At 54.4% G+C, this 21200-nt stretch carries 21 protein-coding genes; 13 read left to right on the forward strand and 8 right to left on the reverse strand.

Features of this window, described 5'->3' with window-relative positions; genetic code table 11:
- Positions 1-21: 21 nt before the first annotated feature.
- Positions 22-657, reverse strand: coding sequence for an aminodeoxychorismate/anthranilate synthase component II (locus tag RZA33_RS13245; RefSeq protein ID WP_317508187.1), 636 nt, complete (start codon positions 655-657; stop codon positions 22-24).
- A gap of 412 nt (positions 658-1069) precedes the next feature.
- Here RZA33_RS13245 and RZA33_RS13250 point away from each other — a divergent pair, with 412 nt between their 5' ends.
- The gene (locus tag RZA33_RS13250; protein ID WP_317508188.1) at positions 1070-1984 is read left to right on the forward strand and encodes a metal ABC transporter substrate-binding protein; all 915 of its coding nucleotides are present in this window, start codon (positions 1070-1072) and stop codon (positions 1982-1984) included.
- Here the strand turns inward: RZA33_RS13250 and RZA33_RS13255 are convergent.
- On the reverse strand, positions 1964-2665 hold the full coding sequence (locus RZA33_RS13255; protein WP_416337867.1) for a phosphoglycolate phosphatase: 702 nt from the start codon (positions 2663-2665) through the stop codon (positions 1964-1966). The genes RZA33_RS13250 and RZA33_RS13255 overlap by 21 nt on opposite strands.
- Before the next feature lie 125 nt (positions 2666-2790).
- On the opposite strand from RZA33_RS13255, the gene RZA33_RS13260 reads away from it, so the two are divergent.
- Complete coding sequence (locus RZA33_RS13260; RefSeq protein WP_317508190.1) at positions 2791-4089, forward strand: NAD(P)/FAD-dependent oxidoreductase; 1299 nt, start codon at positions 2791-2793, stop codon at positions 4087-4089.
- Positions 4090-4108: 19 nt separating this feature from the next.
- On the opposite strand, the gene rpe is transcribed toward RZA33_RS13260, so the two are convergent.
- Positions 4109-4801: a ribulose-phosphate 3-epimerase gene (gene rpe, locus RZA33_RS13265; RefSeq protein WP_317508191.1), complete on the reverse strand. Its 693-nt coding sequence runs from the start codon at positions 4799-4801 to the stop codon at positions 4109-4111.
- Positions 4802-5062: 261 nt separating this feature from the next.
- Here rpe and cysP point away from each other — a divergent pair, with 261 nt between their 5' ends.
- From cysP to RZA33_RS13285, 4 genes are read left to right on the forward strand one after another with little or no spacing between them, the layout of a single operon-like run.
- Entirely contained in the window at positions 5063-6073 is a 1011-nt protein-coding gene (gene cysP / locus RZA33_RS13270; RefSeq protein WP_317508192.1) for a thiosulfate ABC transporter substrate-binding protein CysP, read from the forward strand.
- A gap of 24 nt (positions 6074-6097) precedes the next feature.
- On the forward strand, positions 6098-6952 hold the full coding sequence (gene cysT / locus RZA33_RS13275; RefSeq protein WP_317508193.1) for a sulfate ABC transporter permease subunit CysT: 855 nt from the start codon (positions 6098-6100) through the stop codon (positions 6950-6952).
- Positions 6952-7779 carry a sulfate ABC transporter permease subunit CysW gene (gene cysW, locus RZA33_RS13280; protein ID WP_317508194.1) on the forward strand — a complete coding sequence of 276 codons (828 nt, stop codon included), beginning with the start codon at positions 6952-6954 and terminating at the stop codon, positions 7777-7779. Before cysT ends, cysW begins: the two co-directional genes overlap by 1 nt.
- On the forward strand, positions 7776-8870 hold the full coding sequence (locus RZA33_RS13285; RefSeq protein ID WP_317508195.1) for a sulfate/molybdate ABC transporter ATP-binding protein: 1095 nt from the start codon (positions 7776-7778) through the stop codon (positions 8868-8870). The genes cysW and RZA33_RS13285 overlap by 4 nt, the downstream gene beginning before the upstream one ends.
- Positions 8871-8932: 62 nt before the next feature.
- Here RZA33_RS13285 and RZA33_RS13290 read toward each other — a convergent pair whose 3' ends face one another.
- The gene (locus RZA33_RS13290; RefSeq protein WP_317508196.1) at positions 8933-9550 is read right to left on the reverse strand and encodes an alpha-ketoglutarate-dependent dioxygenase AlkB family protein; all 618 of its coding nucleotides are present in this window, start codon (positions 9548-9550) and stop codon (positions 8933-8935) included.
- Between the two features lie 160 nt (positions 9551-9710).
- Here RZA33_RS13290 and RZA33_RS13295 point away from each other — a divergent pair, with 160 nt between their 5' ends.
- On the forward strand, positions 9711-10304 hold the full coding sequence (locus tag RZA33_RS13295; RefSeq protein ID WP_317508197.1) for a YajG family lipoprotein: 594 nt from the start codon (positions 9711-9713) through the stop codon (positions 10302-10304).
- A gap of 9 nt (positions 10305-10313) precedes the next feature.
- Here the strand turns inward: RZA33_RS13295 and RZA33_RS13300 are convergent, their stop codons facing one another.
- The 3 genes from RZA33_RS13300 to RZA33_RS13310 form a co-directional block, all read right to left on the reverse strand.
- A complete protein-coding gene (locus tag RZA33_RS13300; RefSeq protein WP_317508198.1) occupies positions 10314-10946 on the reverse strand; it encodes a thiopurine S-methyltransferase in 633 nt (210 codons plus the stop codon).
- Positions 10947-10981: 35 nt separating this feature from the next.
- On the reverse strand, positions 10982-11617 hold the full coding sequence (locus tag RZA33_RS13305; protein WP_317508199.1) for a TIGR04211 family SH3 domain-containing protein: 636 nt from the start codon (positions 11615-11617) through the stop codon (positions 10982-10984).
- 90 nt (positions 11618-11707) lie between these two features.
- On the reverse strand, positions 11708-12037 hold the full coding sequence (locus RZA33_RS13310; RefSeq protein ID WP_035583969.1) for a DUF1820 family protein: 330 nt from the start codon (positions 12035-12037) through the stop codon (positions 11708-11710).
- 685 nt (positions 12038-12722) lie between these two features.
- Here RZA33_RS13310 and RZA33_RS13315 point away from each other — a divergent pair.
- Positions 12723-14765, forward strand: coding sequence for a hypothetical protein (locus RZA33_RS13315; RefSeq protein ID WP_317508200.1), 2043 nt, complete (start codon positions 12723-12725; stop codon positions 14763-14765).
- Between the two features lie 27 nt (positions 14766-14792).
- Positions 14793-15551, forward strand: coding sequence for a TlyA family RNA methyltransferase (locus RZA33_RS13320; protein ID WP_317508201.1), 759 nt, complete (start codon positions 14793-14795; stop codon positions 15549-15551).
- Positions 15552-15561: 10 nt separating this feature from the next.
- On the opposite strand, the gene mscK is transcribed toward RZA33_RS13320, so the two are convergent.
- Positions 15562-18906, reverse strand: coding sequence for a mechanosensitive channel MscK (gene mscK / locus RZA33_RS13325; RefSeq protein ID WP_317508202.1), 3345 nt, complete (start codon positions 18904-18906; stop codon positions 15562-15564).
- A 161-nt stretch (positions 18907-19067) separates the two neighbouring features.
- Here mscK and RZA33_RS13330 point away from each other — a divergent pair, with 161 nt between their 5' ends.
- The 4 genes from RZA33_RS13330 to RZA33_RS13345 all read left to right on the forward strand — a co-directional run bounded on the left by RZA33_RS13330 (position 19068) and on the right by RZA33_RS13345 (position 21200).
- Positions 19068-20099, forward strand: coding sequence for a phospholipase A (locus tag RZA33_RS13330; protein ID WP_317508240.1), 1032 nt, complete (start codon positions 19068-19070; stop codon positions 20097-20099).
- 78 nt (positions 20100-20177) lie between these two features.
- Positions 20178-20510 (forward strand): DUF883 family protein, encoded by a 333-nt coding sequence (locus RZA33_RS13335; protein ID WP_317508203.1) that lies wholly within the window; start codon positions 20178-20180, stop codon positions 20508-20510.
- A complete protein-coding gene (locus tag RZA33_RS13340; protein ID WP_317508204.1) occupies positions 20510-20914 on the forward strand; it encodes a phage holin family protein in 405 nt (134 codons plus the stop codon). The genes RZA33_RS13335 and RZA33_RS13340 overlap by 1 nt, the downstream gene beginning before the upstream one ends.
- Positions 20889-21200, forward strand: coding sequence for a YqjK family protein (locus RZA33_RS13345; protein WP_317508205.1), 312 nt, complete (start codon positions 20889-20891; stop codon positions 21198-21200). The genes RZA33_RS13340 and RZA33_RS13345 overlap by 26 nt, the downstream gene beginning before the upstream one ends.

The following is a 21200-nucleotide window of genomic DNA, read 5'->3' on the forward strand; positions in this document are numbered from 1 at the left end:
AAAAGCGTGTGAAACCGGCCATTAGCCGCGTTTTAAAAAGTTGGCCAACAGCGCATGGCCTTGGCGGGTAAGAATCGACTCAGGGTGAAACTGCACCCCTTCGATATTCAATTCACGGTGGCGCAAGCCCATTATCAAACCGGGTGTTACGTCGTCATCACCTGTCCATGCGGTGACTTGCAAACAGTCGGGCAGGCTTACTTTGTCGACCACCAGCGAGTGGTAACGAGTGACTTCCACGGGATTACTTAGCCCTTCGAAGACCCCTTGATTGGCGTGCAACACAGCCGAAGTTTTTCCGTGCATAACGTCTGGGGCACGTACGACGTTACCACCGTAGACCTGGCCAATAGCCTGATGGCCCAGGCAAACGCCTAGAATGGGTAACTTGCCGGCAAAGTATTCGATGGCGGCCATGGAGATGCCGGCCTCGCTGGGCGTGCAGGGCCCTGGCGACACAATCAGGTGCGTCGGCGCCAGCGCTTCAATTTGCTCAATGGTGATGCTGTCATTGAGATAAGTGACCACTTCAACGCCCAGCTCACCCAGGTATTGGACTATATTGAACGTGAAGCTGTCGTAATTATCGATCATCATCACTTTGTGCACTGACCGCTCTTGCACTGGCTGTTGCTGTACCGAATGGGCTTGCGCCATTGCTTCACCTACTCCGTTGCGTCATACCGACCACAGATGAAACCGCTAATTCATTGATGATACCGCAACCGAGCACTGCCTTGCAGGGGTTAAGTGTCGCGCAGGGTGAACCGACCGGCCATTGCCTCAATCGAAAAGCTTAAAAATGGCGGCGAGGTTAAAAACAAGAAGCTATTGGGCCAGTCATAAGGCACGCTATGCTTAAGAAAGTAATGCTGTTTAGCATAGTAGCGATTGACTATTGGGGAAAACTTCACTGGGGTTATATCCGTATCGTTTACGTTGTATTAGCACTGGCAACGGGCCATTGCAGTCTTTATTATCTGCCATCTTTTTTTGATCGTTTTTTAAGTTCGATCGTTTTTAAGTTCGATGGCTCTAAAACGGCTATCAAGACAGTTAGGAGCGTAGGATGTTTAAGCGGGTCACCTGGTGGATGGGTACGCTGTTCTTCGCCGTGCTGATGAGCGTTACGCCAGCCTATGCCAACTCGACGTTACGCGTAATGACGTCTTTCTCAGTCATGGAAGAGTTCGTCAAACGGGTAGCGGGTGACACGGTTAACGTCAACGTGATCGTGCCTCGGGGGGAAGATGTACACCGCTGGGAGTTAACGCCGCCCGACGTGCTCGCTCTGGAAGAGACCCATATCGTGTTTTATAACGGACTGGGCTTAGAGCCGTGGATACGCCATATCGAAGCGATGTCTGACGACCAGCTTACCCTCGTGGGCGTGGCTGAAAAAGCCGATTATCCAGCGCTGACAATACCCAACGGCGAGTATGCAGGCGAGCCTGACCCGCATATGTGGATGGACCCACTAGGGGCTGCGGCTTATATTGATGTGATTGCTGAGACCTTGGCTGAACACCAACCCGACCAGGCCGATGCCTTTTATGCCCGTGCGGAGGAGGCACGCGAAGCGCTCATAGCACTCAACCAGGCGGTAAAAGAGCGGCTAGAAGGCATTCCCCAAACCAACCGCACGCTACTAACCAGTGAAGCAGGCTTTGGCTATTTTGCCCGCGCCTTCGCATTTGAAACGCTGAGTATTTGGGGAGTCAATCATGAAACCCAAGGCAGCGCCGAGGCCATGGCTAATATGAGCAAACACCTTGCCGAGAAGCGCCCGTCGGCGCTGTTTTATGAAAGCACCACCCCCGACATTCATATGGATGCCTTGGCGAGAGAGGCCTCCATCCCCCTGGCAGGCCCGCTTTACGTCGATTCACTAAGTAAAACTGACGGCCCGGCGGCCAATTACGCTGCCCTGCTACGCCACAACGCTGAAGTGATGCATGCCGCCTTAGGCGGGGCTACACAATAGTGCCGATAACGAAGCGAGCAGCAGGTCCGGCTGACTGTTTTCAATCGGCTCGCCGTGATTATAGCCATAGGGCAGCGCCACTGTCGCAAAGCCGGCAGCCTTACCGGCGGCAATATCGTGACGGGAGTCGCCCACCATCACACATGCCGCAGGTGGAATCTGGCAGGTTTGGGCGGCATGAAGCAGCGGCAACGGATGAGGCTTTTTTTCCGCCAGTGAATCGCCGCCGAGCCAAAGGGTGAAATAGTCCAGCAGTTCGAAGTGACTTAACAACGGCTCAATAAAGCGCTCGGGTTTATTGGTGATCAGCACCAAGATCATACCCTGCTGATGCAGCGCCTGAAGCGCTTGCTTGACTCCCGGATAGAGCGTCGTCAGCGTATCAGGTGCTGCACTGTAGTGCGTTATAAAGGCATCGTAGGCGCGCTTTTGTAGTTCGGCTTCCGGCCTCGCTTGCAAGGCCCAAGTGAGGGCTCTTTCAATCAGTACCGGCGCACCATTGCCAACCCAATCGCGCACCTCGGCTTCTTTTGGTAAGGGCAGCGACAACGCTTCCAGCGTCTTTTGCACGGCCACCGCAAGGTCCGGCACGGAATCGATCAGCGTGCCATCCAAGTCAAACGCAATCAGGCGTTTACCTTGAAGGACTGAATGGAGTGCTGAATAGGGTTTTGAATTCACCTGCAATGTCCTCTGCGTTTTTCACGTTAGCCAACCCTCTCACCCGCCCAAGCCGCACTGTTTGCATTCGTCAGTAGCGAAAGAACCTTTTATGCTAGCGCTTGTTTAGTTAAGGAGATAGTTATATGGGCACATCCAGAATCGTGATTGTTGGTGGCGGAGCAGGCGGGCTAGCGCTCGCCACGCGGCTGGGGCGTCAACTAGGCAAGCACAAACGCGCTGAAATTGTACTGCTGGATCGTAACACTACCCACGTTTGGAAACCGCTGCTACACGAACTGGCCACTGGCGTACTGAACGCCAGCATGGACGAAGTGGATTTTCGCGGTCATTCATCTGCCCATTTCTATCGCTATCAGCGCGGCTCGCTAACCGGCATAGATTGCGAGCAGCAAATACTACAGCTAGCGCCTATCCATGATGAAGAGGGTGAAGAGGTGCTACCCGCCCGCAAGCTTCCCTATGACTACCTAGTAATGGCACTAGGCAGCGTTTCTAACGACTTTGGTACGCCTGGGGTGGCGGAGCACTGCCACTTTATTGATTCGCCGCAGCAGGCCAAAGCGTTTCAGCGCGATATGATCAATACGTTCTTGCGCTACACCGATCCAGCACTACGCCAAAACACCCAGCTAACGATTGGGATTGTGGGCGGCGGCGCGACGGGGGTCGAACTGGCCGCCGAACTGTTTGATGCCTCGCGCATGCTGAATGCCTACGGCGTCACGGCGTTAGATAACCAGCAAATCAGCGTGCACCTATTGGAGGCAGCGCCGCGGATACTGCCAGCGCTTACTGAGCGGGTCAGCCAAACCGTGCAAACTGAGCTTGAGGGTATGGGTGTGACCGTCCATACCGGTACCGCCGTTAAGGAAGCCCAGGCACATCAGTTAATCACCGGTGACGGTGACGTAATTAAGACCGATATAAACGTATGGGCGGCGGGCATTAAAGCACCGCCGTTTTTAGCAGAGCTAGGCTTAACGACTAATAAGAGAAACCAGATCGAAGTCAAAACCACGCTGCAAAGCGTCGACGATGAGAGAATTTTTGCCCTTGGTGACTGCGCCAGCTGCCCTATGGGAGAAAACGCCGTGGTGCCCCCGCGTGCTCAGGCGGCCCACCAGCAAGCCAAGCTGCTCGCCAAAAACCTGGTTAACCAATTAGCCAATAAGCCGCTGCATGATTTTCGCTACCGTGACTATGGTTCGCTGGTATCGCTGGCCCGTTACGACGCGGTGGGCAGCTTAATGCGCAGTTCCGCGTCCAAAGGCCTATTTCTAGAGGGCTGGCTGGCGCGCAAAGCCTATGCGTCGCTCTACCGTATGCACCAGCTGTCTATTCATGGAGCGCCGAAGACGGCACTCGCATGGGTCGTGGATAAGCTAAATCGGTACTTAAAACCGCGTATGAAGCTGCACTAAACAGGGCGGGGTGTGCTGGTTACTTTGCCAGCGCCTCACGCATTTGCTTAATGACGGTGTCATAACCGTGGGGGTCGCTGGCCTGGTGAGCGCTGAAAATGGCAGATCCGGCGACAAACGTATCAGCGCCCGCAGCAGCAATTTCAGCGATGTTATCCACTTTGACACCGCCGTCGATTTCTAATCGAATAGCGAAGTCTGAGGCATCGATACGCGCCCGCGCTTCGCGCAGCTTGTTGAGCGTGGCGGGAATAAACGACTGGCCGCCAAAGCCGGGGTTGACGCTCATCAGTAACACCATATCAACTTTATCCATCACATAGTCGAGGTAGGAAAGCGGTGTGGCGGGGTTGAATACCAAGCCCGCTTTGCAGCCACCATCACGAATTAGCTGCAGCGAACGGTCAACATGCTCAGACGCTTCAGGGTGGAAGGTGATATAGCTGGCGCCCGCTTCAATAAAATCGCTAATCATGCGGTCGACCGGCTTAACCATTAAATGCACGTCGATCGGCGCTGTCACCCCATGCTTGCGTAGCGCTTTGCAAACCATTGGGCCCATGGTGAGGTTGGGCACATAATGATTATCCATCACATCGAAGTGAACAATATCGGCGCCAGCAGCCAGCACGTTGTCCACTTCTTCGCCCAGGCGGGCAAAATCAGCCGATAAAATAGACGGGGCAATCAAACAATCTTGCGCAGCGGTCATATTGCATTCCTAAGTACTGAACCAATCAACGGGTGCAAACGCCCCACTCGCACGCGAATTACGGCTTAGCGGCAGCGGGGGCTTGCAATAATTTGGCCTATCTTACCAGAGCCTTAGCGCCAACAAACTACTCGACGCTGCTCATCAGATCACACCCATATTCTAAAAAAGAATATCAAACATGATTGTAATTCCACATTGCTCGATCTAACCTTAGCGCTATTGCGATATGGTTCGCTTACCGTTCTAAGGAGTTTACTCATGGCCTTACCTGTTATTTTACGCCGCAGTCTACTGGCGGTTGCCTTAGGCGTCAGTGTTAGCGGCACGGCAGCTGCGCAAGAGCGAGAACTACTCAACTCATCTTATGATATCGCTCGCGAGCTTTTCTCCGCTATTAATCCTGAGTTTCAAGCCTGGTGGCAAGAAGAGCACGGTGAAGAGGTTGAGATTAGCCAATCACACGGCGGCTCTTCTGCCCAAGCACGCGCCATCCTGCAGGGCTTGCGCGCCGATGTGGTGACCTTTAACCAAGTCACCGATGTGCAAGTACTTGCAGATGCCGGGCTAGTGGCAGAAGACTGGCAAGATGCGTTCGACAACAACGCATCGCCCTATTACTCCACGACCGCCTTCCTTGTACGTAAGGACAACCCCAAAGGCATCGAAAGCTGGGACGACTTGGTTAAAGAAGATGTCGAAATAGTTTTCCCCAATCCGAAAACGTCGGGTAACGGCCGCTACACTTATCTAGCTGCCTGGGGCTTTGCCGAGAACGAATTTGACGGCGATGAAGAGCAGATTGAAGACTTCATGCGCACCTTCTTAGCCAACGTAGCGGTGTTTGATACCGGCGGCCGTGGAGCAACCACCAGCTTTATCGAGCGCAATATCGGCGATGTACTGATCAGCTTTGAGTCGGAAGTCAACAATATTCGTGGTGAATACGGCAGTGATGATTACGAAGTTATCGTACCGCCGGTGAGCATTCTAGCCGAGTTTCCTGTCGCGGTTGTTGAGGAAAACGCTGAGCGCAACGGCAATAGCGATTTAGCGCAAAGCTACCTTGAGTATCTCTATACCGAAGAAATTCAGCGCCTGCTCGCGGGTTTTAACTATCGTGTACATAACGAGGCGGTGGTCGAAGAGTTCGCCGACCAATTCCCGAAAACCGAATTGCTTGAAGTAGATGACGTATTTGGTAGCTGGGATGAGGCCATGGAGACCCACTTTGAGGGTGGCGCGCTTCTTGATCAGCTGCAGCGTCGTTAATCACCTCATGAGCCATACTGAACTATGAGTCAACTCACCTTCCGGCGCTCCGGCAGCACTCACGTGCTGCCGGGTTTTGGCCTTTCGATGGGTATCAGCGTGCTGTTTATTTCGCTGGTGCTACTACTGCCGATTACCGGCCTGTTCGGCCAGTTAGCAGGACTTAGCTTGGCCGAATACTGGGCAATCATCACCGAAGGCCGCGTAGTGGCAAGCTATATGGTCACCATTGGTGCAGCGGCCGTGGCAGCGTTGGTTAACGCAGTGTTTGGCCTGCTGCTGGCCTGGGTGCTGGTACGCTACGAATTTCCCGGCAGGCGGCTGTTGGACGCGCTAATGGACCTGCCCTTCGCGCTGCCCACCGCCGTGGCGGGTATTACTCTGGCAACGATGTACGCTAGCAGCGGCTGGATGGGCCGTTTGTTGGAGCCTTTGGGATTTCAAGTCGCCTATACCTGGGTGGGAATTGCCCTGGCGATGGCGTTTACCAGCATCCCTTTTGTCGTGCGTACCGTGCAGCCGGTATTAGAAGACTTGCCCGCCGAGGTCGACGAAGCCGCGATGACGCTGGGCGCAACCGATGGCGTAGGTTTTCGCCGAGTTATTCTGCCTCACATTTGGCCTGCCCTGGTCACCGGCACTGGGCTTGCGTTTGTACGCTCGTTAGGCGAGTTCGGCGGGATCATCTTTATCGCTGGTAATATGCCTTACGAAACAGAGATCACCGCCCTGATGATTTTCGTCAAGCTGCAAGAGTATGACTATGCCGGGGCATCAGCGATTGCATCGGTGGTGTTGTTTGTTTCCCTGACATTGCTGCTGGCTATCAATGTTTGGCAGGGACGTTTCATACGTCGCCTACACGGAGGTAAGGGGTAATGCGTCGAATTGGTGATGCGCCGCTTATGAGGCGCCTGCTGATAGGCGCCGCCCTGGTGCTTTCAGCACTGTTCCTGTTGCTACCGCTGGTGGCCATTTTTGCCCAGGCGTTTTCCCAGGGCATGTTGGTGTTCTGGGAAAATGTCAGCAACACTTTTACTCTGCATGCCATTGGTTTGACGCTTGTAATCGCCCTGTTAACCATTCCAGTGTGCTTGGTTTTCGGTGTTGCGCTGGCGTGGCTGGTCACTCGCTTCAGCTTTCCTGGCCGACGCCTTCTGCAAACGCTGATCGATATCCCCTTCGCCGTGTCGCCCGTGGTGGCGGGGCTTATTTATCTGCTGCTGTATGGCCGCAACGGTTGGATAGGCAGCTGGTTAGACAGTTACGACATCCAGCTAATGTTCTCCTGGCCGGGCATTTTAATGGTGACCATTTTTGTTACCTGCCCCTTTGTAGCTCGTGAATTAATCCCTTTGATGCAGGCCCAGGGCTCCCGTGAAGAGGAAGCGGCTGTGACACTCGGCGCCTCCGGCTGGACCATGTTCCGCCGCGTTACGCTGCCCAACATTCGCTGGGCATTACTTTACGGCGTCATCCTCACCAACGCCCGTGCAGTAGGTGAATTTGGCGCTGTTTCAGTCGTTTCAGGGGCCATTCGGGGTAAAACCAACACGTTGCCCCTGCATCTTGAACAGCTTTATCAGGATTATAACGCCGTGGGGGCGTTCGCCTGTGCGGCCTTACTCGCATTGATTGCCCTACTCACGCTGGCGGCTAAGGCGGGGCTGGAATGGCGCGCAGCGCACCAGGAGGCACTTGTATGAGCATTCGCTTACAAAACATTGCAAAACACTTTGGCAATACCCAGGCGTTAGAGCCGATCGACCTTGATATTCACAAAGGCGAACTGGTCGGCCTGCTGGGCCCCTCGGGCTCTGGTAAAACCACGCTGTTGCGTATTATTGCCGGCTTGGAAAATGCTGACAGCAACGCTCAGCCCAGCAAGATTTTGTTTGGCGACCGCGATGTCACCAACGTGCATGTGCGCGACCGGCGGATTGGCTTTGTGTTCCAGCACTATGCGCTGTTCCACCATATGAGCGTCTACGACAACGTGGCCTTTGGGCTAACCGTACTCTCGCGCAAACGCCGTCCCAGCAGTGGTGAGATTCGCGCTCGGGTGCATAGGCTGCTCGAAATGGTCAAGCTAGAGCACCTGGCTAATCGCTACCCTGCCCAGCTTTCAGGCGGTCAGCAGCAGCGGGTGTCGCTGGCACGCGCCCTGGCCGTCGAGCCTGAGGTACTGCTGCTGGATGAGCCCTTTGGCGCTCTGGATGCCAAGGTGCGTCAAGAGTTACGCCGCTGGCTACGCCATCTGCATGATGAATTCAATTTCACCAGCGTCTTTGTCACCCATGATCAGGAAGAAGCGCTGGAGTTGTCTGACCGTGTAGTAGTAATGAGCAACGGCCGCATTGAGCAGATTGACACCCCTGATGAGCTCTATCGCGAGCCTAAAAACCGCTTTGTGTTTGAGTTTCTGGGCGACGTGAACCATTTGGAAGGCAAAGTAACGAACGGTGTGCTTACCTGCGGCGACGCCTATTGGCACGTTGACCTGCCCGATGGTCATCAAGAGTTACTGCTACGCCCTCACGAAGTGCGTCTCACTGAACAGCCGACGTCAGAGAGCCACCTGCCGGTCACCATTACGGCGATCTCGCCGGTGGGCGCGGAAGTTCGCGTGGAGCTTGAAGCGGATTGGCTTGCCCAGCCTTGGCTGGCCACCGTTCGCCATACTGACTTTGAACACTTGGCGCTACGCCGCGGGCAACGCTTATTCGCCCACCCCCGCCACTGGCGACGCTTCCCCGAGACGGAATCGAAAGAGACAGAGCAAAGCCGCGTTGCATAACGCTACAGAAGCGCTAGCTGCCTCAAGCGAGGCAGCTAGCGTTTGGCTTTAATCTGGGTAGCTCAGAAGCGCATTTGCCTAAACGTTAGGCTTACCCGCGGCTCGATTTTTTTCTTTGTTTTCGGCAGGCTATGCAGCCAGTTTTTCTGTGTCGTGCCCTTCATTATCAACAGGCTACCGTGCGCCAAACTAAGCGAAATACTCTCGCCTGACTGCTTGTGCTTGAACGAGAACTTTCTCTCCCCGCCTAGTGTTAATGCGCCGATTACGCCATTTTCAACCAGCTCTTTCTCGCCATCACTGTGCCAACTCATGCCTTCGTCGCCAGCGCTATAAAAATTACACAGGCATGAATTGAAGGCTTCTGCGCAGCGAAGTTCGACTTGCTGTTTAATGTCACCCAAAAAATCAGGCCACACTAGCGCCGTTTTGGTATATCCAGAGTACTTGTAGGAGACCGGCTGATCCGCGTACCACGCCACCTTTCTTTTAGTGACGATTTCTTTCCCGTAAATAAAAGCACGGTCATTTTCCCAACTTAACCTGTCTACACATTGATCCAGATACAAGTCAGCCACCGCAGCATCCAGGATACTGCCGTAGTAATACACCTCCCCGTCCCGTGGAAGCACATTAATCAACTTCATATCGTCGTTTTCAAATAGATCTGCATACGTCATCACAATGCCTCTTTTGCCCCCCATATACCTTCAAGAAGCCAAGCCCAGTTGCTTATGAAACGATAATCTTAATAGTCGTTGGCAAAGCCACGTCAACAGAGCATACCGTCGGGGCGCTGGCCGCGTTATACTGACGTTTTAGCCATAGCGGAGGAAGACCATGCTTCGGCGTCGTTTTTTACGGATTTCAGGCGTACTACTAGCCAGCGTTTGGCTTGCCGGTTGTGCCAGCCCGCAATATTTGCAGCTTAGCCCCCAGCGCAGCGCAGAGGTGCCGCAGGTCGGTTCAGGCCAGCAGGTGACGGTGATTGCTCAAGATGGGCGGGAGAGCGATATTATCGGCAACCGCGCTGGTGGCGGCATGTCCACCGCGCATATCACCGTGAGCAGCCACGAGCTAATTCCGCGTTTACAGCAAGAAGCTGAGCGCGCCGTGCGGGATATGGGCTTTAATCCTACGAGTGAACAGGCCCAGGGCCGCCCAAGCTTGACGCTGGAACTTGCCAGCCTTAACTACGCCCGTGGCGACAGCGGCCAGCCGCTAGTCGATGAAGCACGTCTTGAAGGTGTTTTCCGCGCTATCGCCCGCAATCAGGGCACCACTTACACCGGCACCTACACCTCGCGGCGCACCCAGGGTTATGCCCTAAAGCCCGACGCTGATAGCAACACACGGATGCTCAGCGACCTACTTAGCGATGGTTTAAACCGCGCCTTTAGTGACCCAGAACTGGCTCGGCTACTCGCACGTTAGGTCCTGGAATTAGAGGCGCGGCCCGCGACGTTCGAGTGCCCAAACACTTTCACTTCGGCCGCGCTCATCAGGGCCGCCCTCTTCCAGAAGCGTCAGCGTGAAGTTAGGGGTGAACAGGCTTTCAATTTCACTATTGGGCACGCTGTAAGGCGGCCCAGCGCTCTCATCGGGGTGCGATAAACTAATCAGCAGACCTTTTGCACCAGGCGGCACTAACTGAGCAAGATGAAACGCATAACGCTGCCGTGTTGCTGGCGGCAGCGCTATCAGCGAAGCGCGATCATAAAAAGCACCAATCTCAGCAGCCTGCTGAATGTGCAAATGAAAAAAATCCCCGCACCACAATTCCACACTGCCCTGACGGGAAATATTGAAACCCGCCTGGCGGTAGCGTGACACGGGGATGCGGCGCTGGTCTAAAAACTGCTCTATCGCCTCGGGGGCAAATTCAATCCCCAGCACGGGGTGCCCCTTATCCGCTAGCCAGCGCATATCAAGGCTCATGCCACATAATGGCACCAGCACCTTGGTGTGCGTGGCAACGCCAAGCGACTCCCAATGACGCAGCAGTGCCGGGTGTGCCTGCTGCAGGTGAAAGCCAATACGCCCTTCTTGCCAGCGCTTGCGCCACTGATCACTCATTGCTCGGCTGCCTTTAGCTAGTGGTAAACGCGTTTTTAGAACCAGCGATCACGCTTTTTACGCCGACGCGGCAAGTGCGGGACAATTAACCCCACCAATAAACCTGCGCCGGCAACACCGCCGCCATACATGAAGTAGCGCATCAAGAGGTCTTCTTCCTGGGTCTCAAGGCGTGCTTGAAGCCCTCTAACCTGCTGACGGGACGCTTCTGCCTGGCTATCCAGCTCTTGATTTCTCGCTTCAAGCTCTTCAATGCGACGTTCGCGAACCTCTAACGTCTCCGTCATTGAGGCAACACGCTGCTCCCAGGCTTCGTTGATACCTTCAAGCTCGGCGGTTAGCTCTTCTACCTGGGCTTCTAATGCGGGTAGCTGCTCAACGGCGCTGGGGGTTTGCTGAAGCTCTTCGCTCAATACCCAAACCGCATTACCGTCGCTATTGCGTACCCGGGTGTAGTTGCCGCTGGTTTCCAGCACTTCTACCTGTTCACCCGCATTCAAGGTGCCAATAATGCGGTAGCCATCGGTCGGGCCACTGCGCACATAGGTGCTAAGTTCATCGGTCACCCACGCCTGATTATCTGACTGGGCAAGGGCATCCATATTCGCCACACTGAGCAAAACGCCAGCCGCGGCGGCGTAAGATCGAAAACGAATTCTAGTTACGTGCATGACATCATGTCCTGATTAAAAACGCTGCAAGGCGGACGGAGCCAACAGCGCTTATCGCTTGGTTCAGCGGTGTGCGCTTGTCTCAAACGCTTACCCTTCTCCGCGCGGAGGCAACGGAAAGGGACGAGGAAACTCCGCTACGCGGGCATCGGTTTTGACCGCTTTCAATGGCCCTTCACGCTCAACTTCGTCAATGCGCACAATGGCGTTTAACGGTAAGTAGCTACGCTTAACACCATCAAAGGTCCGCTGCAATTTTTCAGTCGCAGGATCAACGACCACCCGTGAAGCATCTTCAAAGACAAACTCCTCGACTTCAATAAAGCCCCAGAGTTCGCTCTGAAATATTTCTCTGACGTATAAATCCCAAATTTCACCCTGCTGGTGAACCACTACACGGTAGATCGGTTTGGCCGCCATCTTGGCCTTTTCCTCTTGCCATTTGTACATGAAGTTGAACCGCCTAGCTTACCATATCCGCGCCAGCGCGCCTGTAGGCTAAACCGCGTTAATACAACACCCAGTGCGCTGACTGGCCGATTGTCAGTACCTTGGTGTAAGGTGAAAACCTAGCTAAGAGGCTCTGCTCATTCATCCTGAAAAACGCATCTACACCCAACAGGATCTCAATAACTCAATCCATCTTGCGTTTGGTCTGACTTAACTGGCGTACTTTATCACTAGCAATGGGGAGAAGTACTTGGCGAAGTAGCCTATCGTCCGTACGACTTCAACGACTTCAACGCCTATCAAGGCTCTATGGTAGTATTTGATCTGAACACTACTAAAAGGGACGTGACTCACGTCTTCCCGACGATTGGTCGATGCCGATGGCTCTGTAGGTTGCTTTGGCGTTTATCCACGCCATCACTTGGTGAGCCGTTTGGAAATTTTCGAAGAAACTAAAAATCATCCCTACTTTGAGTCTCATGGGCTAACCAGACCTATAGAAGAAGCCGCCAAGCAACGCACCGCGTTGGGTGCCCATTGGGGTCTGGTTTACTTCAAAGGCGAGAATACACATACGATTTGAGATCTACTCAAATGCCACGAAGATCTCGACTTCTATGTATACTTCCCGTTAACGCAGGGATAAGGAGTCACCGTGAAGACAGATCAGCTCACGTCTTCCCAAGAAGATAACAAGCTCAATGAGCTATTGAGCCAATTTGATGAGGCCGTACGCCTGCTGATGCAGTCGACCGACTTATCAAAGGCCGCCCAGCTGCCGCAAGTGTTAGACACTGCGCGGCATATCCTAATGCAGGATGGCGGTTGTGAAGCATTAGAAAATCGTGCGCAAGCCTATGAGCAGGCAGGCGTATTTTTAGGCTCTGACTGGGAAACGCCGCAGTATTTAGTGCCCACTCTGACGCCCTTCGCGCTCAAAAGCGCGGATGCTAACGTGGTCGTCATTGAGGCGCTAAGCGAGCTCAGACTGCTTTCTGTCGCTAAAGGCGTATATGCACATCCGCTCGTGTCTGCCGAGCATGCCCACCATTATCTCACCCAGGTGATGGCAATTAACCTCTGGCTGCTGTTCATGCCCCCCAGCGAGGCAGAACGCGAAAACCAGGGGCAACTTGCCACCATTCCTCGCCAGCTGTTCCAGCACTTGGCTGAGCGGATTGGCTACGAGCACATCGTTGATCGGCTAATCGATGAGATTTGGCGCATTTTAAAGCAGCGCCCTATCCAAGTGGATGCGATTAAACAGATGATCACCCAGATCGCGCTGTGTCAGGCCAATCCGGCGATTGACCTTGGCGCCAGCGGCCAGGGCGCCGACCGGCTGGTGAGTTCGCTTTACGGCCCCACCCAGGCCTGCCGTGAAGACCCCGGCGTGGATATTTATCGCGATCGCCTAGAGCGCATGGACCAAGCCGCGCTTCAGGCTGAATCCACGGGGTTCGCACGGGCTATGCACGATACCGGCTTAGTATCGCCTTATCATGCGGTGTTACTGCGCTATCTGCTTGAAGAGGGTGATCACCTGGTCTCCGAAGCGCTGGGGCTTTCCTCGACCGGCCGTGACTGCCTGCTCTGCTACCGCGAATTGGTCCACGCTCTGATTCGTAGCGGTGTTTATTCGGCTACTTCGCAAGCGGTCTATGGTCTAGCGCTGATGCTTGAACGCGGCATTCTTTATCAGCCACCGGTCGCACCGGCAATGTGGCGACAGCTTAATTTGCCGCTCTCCGAGTGGGCACAGTCGCGGCTTAATATGGCCTATGGCGACAGTGTCTCAGCACGCGCCCGTTTGATAGAAGGCGTGCTGTGTATGCTGGGCCTGCCGCTCGGGGTTGGCCAAGGCAACAATCCGACTTGCCAGTCCGCTCGAGCGTTGTCTATGTGGGCGTATAATGACCCGGATTATTTATTGCAAATGGTCGCCTGGGCGGCGCGTGATGATGAAATCATTATGCATTTCGAAGGCCAAGCCATCTCATCAATGGCAAGCCTCTCTGGCGTTGCCACCGCCTTACCCATGGATCTCGACCCCGTTTCGCTCATCGTTGTACCCCACCTGGACCGTATTTATGCCGAAATGGGCCGACGCTGTATTGGTCGTGAAGGCGACCCTCACCGCTGGGTGAACCCTGAGTTCCACGGCTGGTGGTCAGGCCGCGGCTTTCGTATCAATGTTGATGTTGCCACCGGCCAGCTATACGAGGTCGACGATTTTGTGCGTCACTTCTTCGCTTGCTATCACCCTTATTACAATGGCAACCAGCCGCTTATTCATCCGCAACCGGCGGGGATTGCGGTCACCGATAGCGCAGCGCGTTTTATTGGCTGGCACGCGATTACCATTCTGCGGGTATCCCTTGATCCTACTGACATGATGCGGGTGTATTTCTATAACCCCAACAATGATAGCGGTCAGGATTGGGGCGATAACGTCATCGTCAGCACCTCCGGCAATGGCGAGCGGTTTGGCGAAGCCTCACTGCCTTTTGAACGCTTTGCGTCGCGGCTATATATCTATCACTATGACCCGCTTGAGCGCGGTGAACTGGTATCTGTTACTAGCGACGAGCTCGAAAGCGTTAAACACTACCTGCACCGCAGCTGGGGAGCCTCGCGCCTACCGCCTGCCGAACTTCAGGCCGACCAAGGCCCTAGTGCGCCTCCTGGCCAAGGGTAACCGAACCGCTTAGCGACCTATCGACTGATGATGCGACTTGACCAGCTGTTGGTCAGCCAAGGGCTGGCCAACTCGCGTACCCGCTCCCAGCGGCTGATCCGCCATGGGCGGATACGCCTTGCCGATGGCGGCCCTCCATTAACCAAAGCGTCCGAAAAATGGCCTGACGATACCCGCTTTGCGGTAGAAAACGATCCTGAGGAGCGTTATGCCTCTCGGGCTGGCTTAAAGCTTGAGGCGGTATTAGAGACCCTCGCGATGCGCTTTGACAATGACGTCGTGCTCGATATTGGCCAATCGACGGGCGGGTTCACCGACTGCGCGCTGCATTACGGCGCGCGCCATGTGATAGGTGTGGAAGTTGGCCACGGCCAACTTGCCACTGAACTGCGTGGCGACCCACGCATCACCTGTTTAGAAGGTTTAAACGCGCGCGCCATGAGCCGTGACGCTACCCTTAACAAGGTGCTTTCCGCTCAGCCCATTGATAGCGCCATCATGGACGTTTCGTTTATTTCCCAAACGTTAATACTCCCCGAAATCGCCGCCCTGCTACCCAAGGGTGGCCAGCTGATCTCGCTGGTCAAACCCCAGTTTGAGCTTAATGCCGACGCTCTGGACAAGCGCGGCGTGGTCCGCGATGCCAAGCGTTTTAGCGAAGTAGAAGCCAATATTCGCCGCGCTTGTGACGACTGCGGACTGACCCTGCGCCATTGGCAGGAAAGCCCAATCACCGGCGGCGACGGCAACCGCGAATTTCTCCTTCACGCGGTAAAAGAGGCTTAAAACCAGCGCGTTATGTCGGCGCAGGAGGCGAAAATTGATTCGCCGACTGTACTTTTACCGCTTCGCCCTGATCTGGGTGTAGCCACACATCCATCTGCTCGAACGCCACGCGCACGCCCGCCTCACGGAAAAGTGCGTCGACTCGGCAGTTAATCTCATCGGCGGCATACAAACGATCCAAGAGGTCGTTGACGAAGATACGCAGCTCAAAATTAAGACTGTGCTGCCCATAGCTTAAACAGAAAACCTGGGGTTCTGGGTCGGTTAGCACACGAGGATTTTCATCCGCCACCTTGCGTAATAGCTGGTGCACCTTTGCCATGTCGGAGCCGTGGGCCACACCGTAAGTGAGCACCACACGGGTAATATTGTCCGACAGTGACCAGTTAATCAGTTGGTCGGTAACAAAGGTTTTATTGGGTATAATAATTTCTTTACGGTCAAAATCGGTGACGGTCGTGGCGCGGATACGAATACGGCTGACGGTACCGTGCAAATTGCCCAGGGTGATGGTGTCGCCAATACGAATTGGACGCTCAAACAGGATGATCAAGCCAGAGATGAAGTTGGCGAAAATTTCCTGCAGGCCAAACCCCAGACCCACGCTTAAGGCTGCCACCAGCCACTGCAGCTTGTCCCAAGAGACTCCTAGCGTTGCCAGCCCCATCACGATCCCGGTGCCCACAATGGTGTAAGAGAGCAGCGAGCTAATGGCGTAGGCGCTACCCTGCTTCAGCGTTAGCCGTGATAACACCATCACTTCCAGAAGGCCGGGCAAGTTACGCGCCATAATGAAGGTAATGGCGACCACTAACAGAGCAGTAAACATATCGGAAATCGACAGTACGTCGTCGACTAAGTCGCCGTCTTGGGCCTCCCACAGCGATACATTGTCTAAGTAACCCAACACTGAGAGTAAATCCGACCAAACCAAGTAAAGCAGCACACTGAAGCCAATTAACACAATCAGCTTGGAAAGCCGCAGCGACTGACTATTGATCTGTTCCATATCAAGCGGCGGCTCCTCTACCACTTCAAGCCCACCTTCGGCGCCTTCCTGCACTTGCGCACGGCGGCGTGCCAACGCGCGGCGATAGGCCAGCCGTCGCGCGGCAACTGCCAAGCTTCTTACCAAGGTGGCTTCCACCACTACCCACAAGCCGAGTAGATAGAGCGTAATGGCAAACCTGCCGACTAGGCGCAGCGCAGTATATTCGTATCCCCAGACCACTAACCCGAGTAGAAATAACGGCACTGACGCCATAGCCAGCCCTAACAATAAGCGAAATAGGCGTACTCCAAATACCGGCACATGCGCCAGTATCAACTGGGCGAGCACCCAGCTCATGGCCAACAAGCCTATTGAAAAAAGGAATAACGCGACGGGGCGCAGCGCTAACGGCGTTTCCATTTCACCCGACATCACCGCAATGCCAATCACCGGCACAATAGCGATACCTAACCCCCCTAAGAGCTGCCGCAAGCGAGCGGTGTAACTAGGCGACCAGGTGAAATGGCGCTCAGCCACGCCGTCGGCGACCAATAGACGGCGCACCCAAGCAACCACGGCCCAGCTTAAAGCCAATTGAAGCAGCGCCGGGGCAACGCTAGTCGCCAGCGGCCCAGCCGTGGCCTGCAGCCCAACGCCAACGCCCGCCAACGCCAGCGGACCTGACAGCGCCAACAGCGCGTTCAACAGCACCGCTTTAGGGGTATGTAGCTGCGTGTCGCTTTTTAATCGCCCAATCTGCGAGTGTATATTGGCTAAGCGCTGCTTAATCCGTCTCCGCAACCCTATGAGGACTAGGCTAAGCACCACAAGCGGCGCCCCCTTTAGCACTTCCCACGAGCCCCCTTGCCAACGCCTAGGTAAAATGGCGCGCCACTCGCCCTCTTGCCATTCAGTGCGCAGGTTGTAGGGCAGCTGGCGCAGCCAATTAACATCGAGAGGGCGGCTGTTGGCGACCCAAAACAGCTGTTCATCGATGGTTTCACGCAGCTCGCTGGTAGTGGTTAATAGCTGTTGCTGGTTAAGCTGTAGCTCAATAGCCGCGCTTAATAAGCTGCCGTACACCTGCTCCAACTGCTCGACCAGCTCTCGACGCGATTGATAGAGCCGCGAGAGCGAGTCCACTAGCTCTGGCGTGGTTTCGACACCCGCCGCTTCTAAACGCCGGGTGGCAAACTGTTCAGTTTGGCGTAGCTGGTCTCGCTGGCGTACCAAATCAAACTGTTTGAGGCGAAGGTCAGCAATTTCGTCCTGTAAATCTCGCCGTGCCGCCAACGGCGGCAGTGATTGGCGCTGTTCGCGCAAGATGCGCGACAGTAGCTGGCTGCCACGTATAGCTTCAATTTGTTCGTTAAGGCTGCGCTGCAACTGCCGAACGTGCTCCAACTGGCGCTGAGCTTCAATGTTTTCACGCACAACACTGTTGGAACGGTCTGTCGCCCGCAGTAGCTCTAGGCTTAATGACTGATTGGTTTGTTGTGCTTGCACCACCACCGGATGCCCGGCGGCAATCAACGGGTTATCCCGAGCAGCGTCGGCAATGGCCTGCTCAGAGGCCAGCTGCCGTTTGCTGTCGATAACCCCTTGCAGCATGTTGAGCTGCTGCTCTTGATAATCGATCTGCCTCAAAAGCAAATCGCGGCGCTGCTGGGCTAGCTCGCGCAGGCGGCTATTAGCGCTTAATTCGCGCTGATAAAGATTCACTTCGCGTTCAGCGACTGCTCGCTCAAGGCGTAGTTGAATTAAACGTGCATCGCTTAGCGCAGAAAGTTGCCGATCCGCCAGCAAAGCCTCGCGCTCATCATGCTGTCGGCGTAAACTCTCGGCACGCTGAAGGGTTTCAGCAATCAATTGTTGGGCACGCTCAGGCAACGTTTGAGCGGAGAGTAGCTGTGAGCTAACCTCGGCTAGTTGGCTTTGTAGCTGCTGGAGTTCCAACACGGTTTGGTTTTGTAATGTTTCTAGCTCGTCGAGAGGCCGATCATTCAAGTCAGACACCGACAGCTGCTGAGAGGCCTCCTCGGCCTCACTCAGCTCACGTTCTAAACGTGCTAGCTGTTCAGGGGCTTGTTCAATACGAGCCTCTAACGCCGTGCGCCGTTCAGCCACCGATGTCAGCCTTTCATAAGCGTCTAGCGCTGCTTCTAAGGCCTCTTTATCACTGGCTTGCTGGGCCGTCAGCGCGGCGTCTTCAATGGCTTCGAGCTCGGCAAGCCTTGAGGCTAGTTCAGCCTTTTCGGGCACGCGTTCAAGTACCTCGGCGTGGGCTGGAGTAGGGATAAAACTGCCATTGATAAGCAGCAGGAATAAACACGTTACGAACCACTGACAAGCGCATCTCAACACGTTACTTATGCCTCATTGACATCGAAAGCTCCGCAGAACGGATAAAGGAGTATTGTCAGGCGTTCTGATAGCTAGCGCAATCAGTGCTGTTGACTTCCGCAGGCGGCGTGATAGAAACACTCTCGGCATTTGTCTATTCATTCATTTTGCGAGCCACCTTGATGGTCACCCGAAAACAGCTGTTCACAAAGCTTTTCGTCATACTCAGTCTTGCTGCCTTTAGCGCGGATGCCCTAGCGGAAACTCAAGCAGAGATTGAGGCACGTATACGCGCACTCAACGCTGAACTTTATCAGCTGCATCAACAGCTTCAGCAGGTTGAAAAACCCAGCGACGCCTTACAAGGTTTACCCTTTGAAGCGCTACCCGAAGAGACTGCTCGGGAAGATTTGAGCGAGCGCCGTGAATTGGAGCAGGAATCAAGCCGGAATCCGTTTTCGATCACCACCCATCGCACCAATTATCTATTTCCGATCAGCTATAACGATAACCAAAACCGTGAAAACTTCCGCAGTATTTCCGATGACGCCGAGGTGGGTAGCACAGAGCTAAAATTCCAGCTTAGTGTCAAAGTTAACCTTGTTGAACAATTATTCGGCGACTACGGCGATGTCTATTTTGGCTATACGCAGCGCAGCTGGTGGCAGGCTTACAACACAGATGCCTCGTCGCCATTTCGCGAAACCAACTACGAGCCCGAAATGTTTATCGACTTTGATAATGCCTGGGGGGCGCTTGGGTGGGTGAATACCCGTAACCGAGTGGCTTTCAACCACCAGTCTAACGGCCGCTCGGACCCGTTATCTCGCAGCTGGAACCGTGTCTACCTTGAAAGCATTTTCCAAAGCGGCGACTGGGCGTTCACCTTGGCACCGCATTGGCGCGTTCCAGAATCCACAGGGGATGACGACAACCCGGATATCGAGCGCTACATGGGATACGGCGATATTCGACTCGCTAAACGCCTTAACAACAATCATGAAGTGAGTGGTCAGTTACGCGGCAACCCCAGCGCAGGCAACATAGGTACCCAAATTGATTATAGCTGGCCTGCCTTCAACAGCTTACGAGCCCATGTTCAGTACTATCATGGCTATGGTGAAAGCTTGATTGATTATGATCATCGCGTGCACCGCCTAAGCATTGGGTTTAGCTTAAATCCTTTATTTAGTGCCTCAGGGCTGAACCGATAGGCGTATTCACTTGTCTGTTGATGTCTGGCTGCTATGCTAGTGTCTGTATAGTTCATTCATTCGTCAAAGGAAGACTCCATGGCTAAACGTCAACCAACTTATTCTACTCAAGCCGATCAACTTAAAGATGATCTGCGCCACTTAAGCGAAACCGTTGAAGAGCTGGTCAACGCGACGGCCAAGGACGCCAGCGGCGAGATGAACGACCTGCGTAGCCGCGCAGAGCGCCGCTTGAAAGATACCCGGGAGCGTCTTGAAGCACGCGGTGAGCGTATCTATGACGACACGCGTGATTCATTGACCCAGCAAGCCGATGCTTGCGACCGCTACGTGCATGATAACCCCTGGACAAGCATTGGCGTTGCTGCCGCTGCAGGCATGGTGGTGGGTATGCTGCTCGGTCGTCGCTAATGGCTTTGGGTCCTACCCAACGCGTCTTCTCTGCCGCCAAACGCTTATTGAAATCGCTAATCGCTAATAGCGAAACTCGCCTGCGTTTGGCGGTGTTTGAGTTAGAGGAAGAGCGTGCTCGCTTATTGGTCCTGCTGCTTCTCGCCGGGGCTAGCTTGGTGTTGCTTTTATTAGGCATCGCCACGCTGACCGCCCTGGTCGTCGTGCTGTTCTGGGATAGCTATCGCTTAACCGCCATCGCCATAAGCGCTGGGGTGTTGATAAGCGCAAGTTTGTTACTAGCGTGGATCGCCGTTCGCCAATCGAAGCGCCACTCGCTTTTAAAAGAAACACTCAAACAGCTTGCCGCAGATCGAGCACTGCTTGAGGAGCCAAGTGATGAAACCATCCGCAGACACCGCTAAACCACCAACGAAGCCACCCAGCCGTGCCGAGCGCAAAGCACTAATATTAGCTGAGCTTGAGCAGCAACGCGTAGACATCTTGGTGGATAGTGACTATTTACAGCAGGTCGCATCACCACTCGACAAGCACTGGCAAAGCTTTAAGCTGCCGCTCTACGCTGTCGGCGGCTTTACCGCTTACAAGCTGATGCGCCACCCTGGCGGCGCAATGGTGGCAGGCAGAAAAGTTCTGGCGGGCTACATGCTACTTAAGAAGCTTAAATTGTTAGCCAAAGTAGCTAGCTAG

Origin of the sequence: Halovibrio sp. HP20-59, assembly GCF_033052795.2 — a bacterium.
Lineage (GTDB): Bacteria > Pseudomonadota > Gammaproteobacteria > Pseudomonadales > Halomonadaceae > Vreelandella.

Bases quoted from the DNA above. Each gene is read 5' to 3' on its own strand.
- RZA33_RS13245 (WP_317508187.1), bottom strand. From the start codon at position 657: ATGGCGCAAGCCCATTCGGTACAGCAACAGCCAGTGCAAGAGCGGTCA.
- RZA33_RS13250 (WP_317508188.1), top strand. From the start codon at position 1,070: ATGTTTAAGCGGGTCACCTGGTGGATGGGTACGCTGTTCTTCGCCGTG.
- RZA33_RS13260 (WP_317508190.1), top strand. From the start codon at position 2,791: ATGGGCACATCCAGAATCGTGATTGTTGGTGGCGGAGCAGGCGGGCTA.
- rpe (WP_317508191.1), bottom strand. From the start codon at position 4,801: ATGACCGCTGCGCAAGATTGTTTGATTGCCCCGTCTATTTTATCGGCT.
- cysP (WP_317508192.1), top strand. From the start codon at position 5,063: ATGGCCTTACCTGTTATTTTACGCCGCAGTCTACTGGCGGTTGCCTTA.
- cysT (WP_317508193.1), top strand. From the start codon at position 6,098: ATGAGTCAACTCACCTTCCGGCGCTCCGGCAGCACTCACGTGCTGCCG.
- cysW (WP_317508194.1), top strand. From the start codon at position 6,952: ATGCGTCGAATTGGTGATGCGCCGCTTATGAGGCGCCTGCTGATAGGC.
- RZA33_RS13285 (WP_317508195.1), top strand. From the start codon at position 7,776: ATGAGCATTCGCTTACAAAACATTGCAAAACACTTTGGCAATACCCAG.
- RZA33_RS13290 (WP_317508196.1), bottom strand. From the start codon at position 9,550: ATGACGTATGCAGATCTATTTGAAAACGACGATATGAAGTTGATTAAT.
- RZA33_RS13295 (WP_317508197.1), top strand. From the start codon at position 9,711: ATGCTTCGGCGTCGTTTTTTACGGATTTCAGGCGTACTACTAGCCAGC.
- RZA33_RS13300 (WP_317508198.1), bottom strand. From the start codon at position 10,946: ATGAGTGATCAGTGGCGCAAGCGCTGGCAAGAAGGGCGTATTGGCTTT.
- RZA33_RS13305 (WP_317508199.1), bottom strand. From the start codon at position 11,617: ATGCACGTAACTAGAATTCGTTTTCGATCTTACGCCGCCGCGGCTGGC.
- RZA33_RS13310 (WP_035583969.1), bottom strand. From the start codon at position 12,037: ATGGCGGCCAAACCGATCTACCGTGTAGTGGTTCACCAGCAGGGTGAA.
- RZA33_RS13320 (WP_317508201.1), top strand. From the start codon at position 14,793: ATGATGCGACTTGACCAGCTGTTGGTCAGCCAAGGGCTGGCCAACTCG.
- RZA33_RS13330 (WP_317508240.1), top strand. From the start codon at position 19,068: ATGGTCACCCGAAAACAGCTGTTCACAAAGCTTTTCGTCATACTCAGT.
- RZA33_RS13335 (WP_317508203.1), top strand. From the start codon at position 20,178: ATGGCTAAACGTCAACCAACTTATTCTACTCAAGCCGATCAACTTAAA.
- RZA33_RS13340 (WP_317508204.1), top strand. From the start codon at position 20,510: ATGGCTTTGGGTCCTACCCAACGCGTCTTCTCTGCCGCCAAACGCTTA.
- RZA33_RS13345 (WP_317508205.1), top strand. From the start codon at position 20,889: ATGAAACCATCCGCAGACACCGCTAAACCACCAACGAAGCCACCCAGC.